At 28.9% G+C, this 7471-nt stretch carries 8 protein-coding genes; 7 read left to right on the top strand and 1 reads right to left on the bottom strand.

Going from position 1 to position 7471, the window contains the following annotated elements:
* Window positions 1–157 precede the first annotated feature (157 nt).
* Window positions 158–1348, bottom strand: coding sequence for a coenzyme F420-0:L-glutamate ligase (locus tag K0040_RS17025; RefSeq protein ID WP_228109936.1), 1191 nt, complete (start codon window positions 1346–1348; stop codon window positions 158–160).
* A gap of 118 nt (window positions 1349–1466) precedes the next feature.
* Between K0040_RS17025 and K0040_RS17020 the strand changes: the two genes are divergently transcribed.
* From K0040_RS17020 to K0040_RS16995, 7 genes are all read left to right on the top strand, one after another.
* On the top strand, window positions 1467–2375 hold the full coding sequence (locus K0040_RS17020; RefSeq protein WP_228109935.1) for a LysR family transcriptional regulator: 909 nt from the start codon (window positions 1467–1469) through the stop codon (window positions 2373–2375).
* Window positions 2376–2836: 461 nt separating this feature from the next.
* Complete coding sequence (locus tag K0040_RS21145; RefSeq protein ID WP_331476353.1) at window positions 2837–2974, top strand: hypothetical protein; 138 nt, start codon at window positions 2837–2839, stop codon at window positions 2972–2974.
* Between the two features lie 31 nt (window positions 2975–3005).
* On the top strand, window positions 3006–3146 hold the full coding sequence (locus K0040_RS21140; RefSeq protein WP_331476352.1) for an HNH endonuclease: 141 nt from the start codon (window positions 3006–3008) through the stop codon (window positions 3144–3146).
* Window positions 3147–3551: 405 nt separating this feature from the next.
* The gene (locus tag K0040_RS17010; protein ID WP_228109934.1) at window positions 3552–4778 is read left to right on the top strand and encodes a DEAD/DEAH box helicase; all 1227 of its coding nucleotides are present in this window, start codon (window positions 3552–3554) and stop codon (window positions 4776–4778) included.
* A 222-nt stretch (window positions 4779–5000) separates the two neighbouring features.
* Window positions 5001–5351 (top strand): GIY-YIG nuclease family protein, encoded by a 351-nt coding sequence (locus K0040_RS17005; protein ID WP_228109933.1) that lies wholly within the window; start codon window positions 5001–5003, stop codon window positions 5349–5351.
* Window positions 5352–5353: 2 nt separating this feature from the next.
* The gene (locus K0040_RS17000) at window positions 5354–5800 is read left to right on the top strand and encodes a DUF6530 family protein (protein ID WP_228109932.1); all 447 of its coding nucleotides are present in this window, start codon (window positions 5354–5356) and stop codon (window positions 5798–5800) included.
* A 20-nt stretch (window positions 5801–5820) separates the two neighbouring features.
* Entirely contained in the window at window positions 5821–7467 is a 1647-nt protein-coding gene (locus tag K0040_RS16995) for an AAA family ATPase (protein WP_228109931.1), read from the top strand.
* Window positions 7468–7471: the final 4 nt, after the last annotated feature.

Below are 7471 nucleotides of genomic sequence, written 5' to 3'. Positions count from 1 at the left end.
ATTTCTTTTTCCTTCGCTAAGCTTTTGTTTTCTTTTTCCCATAATAAAACAGCCTCCTATAATAATTAAATATTATCATAGAAAGCTGTTGAATTTTGTTATTTACAGAGTTTTTTTCACACACTCTCTGCTGAAGTGGCAGCACTTTTTTTAGTTATTACTTTGTGTAATTATCGAAATAACCTTGGATGAATATAATAGGAGTTCCCTTATCTCCACTTCCTGAAGTTAAATCAGATAATGATCCAATAAGGTCAGTAAGTCTTCTTGGAGTAGTACCTTGTGATTCCATATTTCCAACTAAATCTGATTCCTTATTTTTAATATATTCTGATATTGCCTTCTTAAGTTCTTCACCTTTTAAATCAGCGAAGTTATTATCAGCAAGATACTTTAATTTTATTTCATTTGGAGTACCATTTAAGCCTGATGTATAAGCTGGTGAAACAACTGGGTCAGCAAGTTCCCAAATCTTACCCACTGGATCCTTGAAAGCTCCATCTCCATAAATCATAACCTCAACATCTTTTCCTGTTTTCTCTTTAAGAATAGTTTGTATATTATCAACGATAGGTTGACAGTTATGAGGGAAAAGCTTAACAGTTTCTTCTGTTGATTTGTTTGAACCTAGTAATCCATAAGCTTCATTACATCCACTTCCATCAATAGATTCACATAATATATCATCAAGACTATAAATCTTTTCTACACCATTTGCTTTTAAAATTTTCTTAGTTCTAAATCTTGTATGAATATCACAAGTAAGAACGTTCTTTGTATAATTTAAGATAGTTTTAGGATTGTTTGAGAATATTACTTCGCATTCAACACCATATTCTTGGATTAAAGATTTATAATAATCAATGTAATCAACACCTGTGAAAGTATGTTTATTATACCCAAACAGATTACGGAATTCTTGCTCTGTTAAAACATCTGTCCAAGGATTAACTCCCTTATCATCTAACACATCTAAGTCAACTAGATGATTTCCAACTTCATCAGATGGATAGCTTAACATTAATACTATTTTCTTAGCTTCCTTTGCTATACCACGAAGGCAGATTGCGAAACGGTTACGACTTAAGATAGGGAATATTACACCAATAGTATCGTCACCAAATTTAGATTTAACATCTTTAGCGATATTATCTATAGAAGCGTAATTTCCTTGAGCACGTGCAACTACTGATTCAGTTACAGTAACTATGTCCTTATCATTTATAGTAAAGCCTTCCACTTCTGACGCTTTAAGTACACTTTCCACAACTATATCCTCGATTTTATCGCCTTCTTTAATGATTGGGCAACGAAGTCCTCTAACAACTGTACCAATAACTCTTTCCAAAATAATCTCTCCCAACAATTTAAATTTAATTTTAAATATTTCGTACTATTGTAATATACACCAATAAATGATATAAGTAAAATAAATAGAATGAATACATGATATAAGGAGTGCTTATATGATTACTAAATTAGATTTATATAAGGTGTTTTGTCAGGTAGGAAAAAGTAAAAGCTTTTCAAAGGCATCAAAGGAGCTTTACATGACGCAGCCAGCAGTGAGCCAAGCTATAATGCAATTAGAAGGAGAACTAGATATTAGACTTTTCAATAGAACACATAGGGGGGTATCCTTAACTAATGAGGGGAGCCTTTTATTTGAATATGTAAATTCAGCAATTAATTTAATCAATGCTGGAGAAGAGAAAATATTAGAATTTAAAGATTTAACTGCGGGAGAGTTAAAGATTGGGGTAGGAGATACTATATCTAAGTATTTTCTAATACCATATTTAGAGTTTTTTCATAATAGATATCCTAATATTAAGTTTAAGATTATAAATGGCACTACCTTAGAACTTTGTGCCTTAATTAAGTCAGGAGAAATTAATATTGCAATTTGTAATTTTCCAATTGATGATCATTCATTAGAATTAAGACCTTGTAGAGAGGTTAGAGATATTTTTGTTTGTGGAGAGAAGTATAAGGATTTATCAAAGGAGAAAATTTCATTAGAAGAAATGGTGAAATATCCTTTAATATTCCTAGAACCTAATTCAAATTCAAGAAAGTATGTAGAAAAGTTCATGACATCAAAAGGTATAAAAATTTCTCCAGAGTTTGAACTTGGATCTTTTGATTTACTATTGGAGTTTGCAAAGATAAATTTAGGGATTGCTTGTGTAGTAAAGGAGTTTTCAAGGCATTATTTAGAAAAGGGGTTATTATATGAGGTTAATATTTTAGAAGAAATACCAAGTAGAAGTATTGGTGTTTGTTATTTAAAGGGTGTTCCACTTTCATTAGCTTCTGCAAAATTTGTTGAGATATTATCATCCGCTAACTTTTCATTGAATGATAGTATATAACACAGACCTTGATTTAAAGTGTTATTGAAATTGATTCTGCTGGAGTGATTGTTGGATACTTTGTTATAATACTTACATTTATGGATATAAATTTAGTCTAGAGGTAAGTTATTATAAAAATAATTATTAAGATGAGACAAAGCTTTGCTCAAATATTTGTAGAGAATTAATCTTGGGTAGTATTTCTACAATTCGTCTCCACCATTGAAATCCACGAAAAAGTATTGATTAAAAAATCAATACTTCTTTCATATAGAATTAAACCTGTAATATATCTCGATTTAAATGAATATATAATAAAAAAAATTTTTATATCTCGATTTTTGAGAATAATTGAAAATTAATTTGCATGTTCAAAAAGATATAGGATTTAGTAGTAATTTATCAACTATCTTATATCTTTTTTATTTTTATTTTAAATTTCTGTTTTTAAAACATATCTATTATTTTTTTTTATAGAGGTGATTACCATAAATAATTATAAAACAACAAAGAATAATTATGAGATTCAAAGTTCAGTTACTAACATAACAATACTTAAAAAGAATGATTCTGAGCTAATAGCTAAAATAGATACAGAAGATTTAGAAAAGCACTAAAAGAAATATTCAATCAGTAATATTAGATACGGTGTCATCGGCCCCAATTAGACATATAAATGGAGATACACTAGATAATAGAAAATCTAATTTAGAGCTTGTTAACCAAAGAGAAAAAAATGAATATGAAAATATAGACGATGAAACAATAGCTATAATACTAAAAGATTGATATGGAAAGCCACAAGCAAAGGCATTAGTATCAGTTAAAGATTTAGATAGAGTAATAAATAAGAGGTATACATGGGTATATTCAAAAGGTTATAATCAGCCTAGGGTAATAGCCCATACTCCAAGTGGTAAGGTATATATGGAAGATGTAATAATGAAACCTAGTGAAGAAGAAAGAGTTCATCATATAAACTTAAATCCATTAGATAATAGAAGAAAGAATTTAGAAAATAAACTGAAATAATTAAGTAGTAAATAATAAATGTATCGTTATTTTAAAAGATATGATGTATAATATAAAAGATAAACACTTTTTATGTTTAGATATTAACTAGCATGGAAAGTGTTTATTTTTATTTTGTAAACAATTTAGATTGATATAAAAGGAAACAAAAAGGAGAAATAAATGCAATTTACAGACTTAGACATAATTAGGCCAATACAAAAGGCGCTAAAAGAAGAAGGATATATAAAGCCAACACCAATACAATCAAAATCAATAACACCATTATTAGAAGGTAGAGATTTACTAGGATGCGCGCAGACTGGTACGGGTAAAACAGCAGCTTTTGCAATTCCTATAATACAACAAATATATAATGATAAAAAATCACTAAAAGGCAAAAGAACTATAAAAGCAGTAATACTAGCACCGACAAGAGAATTAGCTATACAAATAGAAGAAAACTTTATCGCTTATGCAAGACATACAAATATAAAAAGCTTGGTTATATTCGGAGGAGTATCTCAAAACCCTCAAGTTAAAGCATTAAAAGAAGGTGTAGATATACTAATAGCTACTCCAGGTAGAATGCTTGATTTATACAATCAAAAATTCTTAAAATTAAATGATGTTAAACACTTTGTTTTAGATGAAGCTGATAGTATGTTAGATATGGGCATGATACATGATGTAAAAAGAATAATTAGTCACCTTCCAAAGGTTAGGCAAAATATATTTTTCTCTGCTACTATGCCAAAAGAAATATCAAAATTAGCAGATTCAATATTTAAAAATCCAGTTAAGGTGGAAGTTGCGCCAGTATCATCAACAACTGAGATGGTTGAACAAAATATTTACTTTGTGAGTAAAAAACAAAAGACCAAGTTACTTATAGAATTATTAAAAAATAATCCAAAAGAATCTGTACTTGTATTTTCCAGAACAAAACATGGAGCAAATAAAATAACAAAAGATCTAATATCATCATCAATAAGTGCGGCTGCCATACATGGTAACAAATCTCAAAATGCAAGACAACTAGCATTAAATGAATTTAAAGAAGGTAAGATTAGAGTATTGGTAGCAACTGATATAGCAGCAAGAGGAATTGATATTGATGAACTACCCTTTGTAATAAATTATGATTTACCAGAGGTTGCAGAGACTTATGTTCATAGAATTGGAAGAACAGGAAGAGCGGGAAGAAGTGGTAGAGCAACAGCGTTTTGCTCAATAGAAGAAAGAAATCTTTACAAGGCTATAGAAAAACTTATAAATAAAAAGATTGAAGTTGTAGAAAATCATAGTTTTGTATCTAGTGCAGAGGATGTAACTGTAGTAGATAAAAGAAATAATAGGGGTGGTAGAAAGCCTAATAGAAATAAAGATAAGTTTACAAATAAAAATTAAAATATGTTTCATACTTACCACCCTTATTAAACTTAGGGTGTTTTTTTATTGACACTAACATACTCTACGGAGCGTGGATTGTTTTGTAAGATGAAATAATATAAATTAATAGAGTGAGTATCAACTTATATGTGTTTATGAATCTATAAAAAGTTCTGAAGTATAAGTAGATCTCAATAAGAAAAATAAAGGATATTAATATTAAAAGATAGGAGATATATGATGGATAGACAAAGAAAAAAAGAATTATTACAACAATATAAAGAAATGAAGCCAGAAATGGGTGTATATATGTTTAAGTCTATAAAAACAAATACAGTCTATTTAGGTTGTGATAAAAATATAAAAGCAACTATAAATGGAGATAGATTTAAATTAAATTTGAATAGTCATAGATGCAAAAAATTACAAAAAGATTGGAAGGAAAATAAAGAAGAAAACTTTGAAATATCAATAGTAGAAATACTACCTTATGATAAAGATGAAAGTAAAGTTGATTATAGTGAAGATTTAAAAATATTAAGAGAAATGTGCAAAGATAGATTTATAGAAGAAAACGTGGAGGAAATATAGAAATGGAATTTAAACCAGTCATAAGATGTGATAATTATAAAAAAGTAGATGGATTTAGAGCACCTAACTCAGACATGGAGAAGGTGGATTTAGGAGTTAAGGAAAATGAAGATAACAAAAGACTTGAAATAATAACAAAACTTTTAAAGTTAGGTGGTGGATTTGAGGAAATTCCCGTAAATAGAATATTAGATATGGCTATTTTACTATGTGAAGCTAGTTTGTATCTTAAAGAAGCGTATAGAATGCCTAAATTATATGATGAAAATAATTTAACTATTAGTCGTGTTGGACTTCAAGGTGATGCCATGAATATTTCAATATGTAAAGATAACAAAAATTTAGATGAAGATATCATAACTTTAGCAAATGAATTTAATAAGCAGGGTGAATTACTAGGAGAAAGATTTAAAGTACTTGCAGAAATACTAGAGGAGTTAGGATATTAATTTAAAAGAGGAGGATATTTATGAGAAAAATAAGCAGCATATCTTCACTTTGGGGAAGAGAGTATGGTCTTGAAGAAAAACCATTTGATGTTTTAAAAAGTAAAAATGTCAATACTTCAAGTAAGTATTCTCCAGATGGAGGGTTTGGAAAAGGACAATCAATACTTATAGACCCAATAATAGAAGCAACACATAAATATATGGATTTACTTGATAATAGGAGAGATAAGGGAGCTATTGGAGTAATTGAAGATAATATATGTGTAGAATTAGAAGGTAAAAGTGAAGATATAAAACAAATTTTATTTTACAACAAAGCTAATGGAAAATCTTTAGCTTGTAATTATGATATTAAAAATAACATATGCAATGAATATAAGTTAAGAGGTGCCAGAAAACCTAATGGAGAAAAAGGAAGCATATTATTTCTAGCTATGATGCCTGAAATATTAAAAGATAATGAGGCTCTAAGTATATTTAATGAATATAAACTTCACAGAGAAGAAATAAAAAATTTAGATGAAGTATCCATAAAGTTAATGGCAACTCTTTGTGACAATGTATATCGTAGAATATTGAAAGAGGACCTAAAGCTACTTGTACCAGAAGGAGTACCTTTAGAAAAAATAAATATAGAAGACATGGAAAATAAAAAAATAGCATACACAAAATTATTAGCTGGTGAATTCAAAATAGTTAAACAAATAAAAGCAAAGAAAAAAGAAATAGAAAGTTTAACAATAGAATCTGAAGAATTCACATTAAATTTATCTAGAAAACTAACTGAATATGAAAAAAGTCAAATTGCCAAACTTCCAAATTCACATAGAGTTTCAAAAACAGAAAGAAGAATATGTAAAGAAATTAAACGCAATTGGAATAATGGTGAAATGAAAATAGCGAATATCCTTTTGGAAGGTGATGCAGGTTCAGGAAAAACTCAAATGGCAAAAGCACTATCTCATAACTTGGGACTACCTTATACTAAAATAACTTGTTTTTCAGATATGGATAAATCAGATGTATTAGGTTCCATACTTCCTGTTGCAAATAGTGAAAATAATAATTCAAATAAAGAAATTGAGTACAAGTATTTTCCTTCAGAAATAGTAAGAGCATTTACAGAAGGATACTTACTAGAGATACAAGAACCTACTGTAATTCGTGATGCTGCAGTTTTAATGATTTTAAACTCAGCACTAGAGGCAGATGGTACTATAAATTTGCCAACAGGAGTTGTTCATAGACACCCTGATTTTGTAGCTGTGATTACAACTAACAGAAACTATATTGGGTGTAGACCTCTTAATGAAGCATTAAGAGATAGAATACAACATTCAGAAAAAATGGATTTACCAGAAAGGGAAGTTATGATAGAAAGGGCTATAGCTAAAACTGGATTTGATAATGTGGAGTTAGTTTCCAAATTAGTGGATGCTATTATAGTTTTAGATGAATGTGCAACAGCCAATGCTATACATGGAGTTGCAGGAATGCGTTCTTTATTTTTCTGGTTAGATGCAATAAAAAATGGTGCAGATATAAGAGAATCTATGTATTATAAAGTATTATATAAAATAACTACAAATCCTGATGAAATAAGAATCTTGGAGGAAGCCGTTGAAAACAATACTTCTTTGTTTATTGAAACTCAAAGAAGGAGGTAATTTC

This window comes from Terrisporobacter petrolearius (assembly GCF_020748185.1).
GTDB lineage: Bacteria > Bacillota > Clostridia > Peptostreptococcales > Peptostreptococcaceae > Terrisporobacter > Terrisporobacter petrolearius.
Note: the sequence above shows the minus strand (reverse complement) of the source record. Positions and strands in the feature narration are given on the sequence as shown.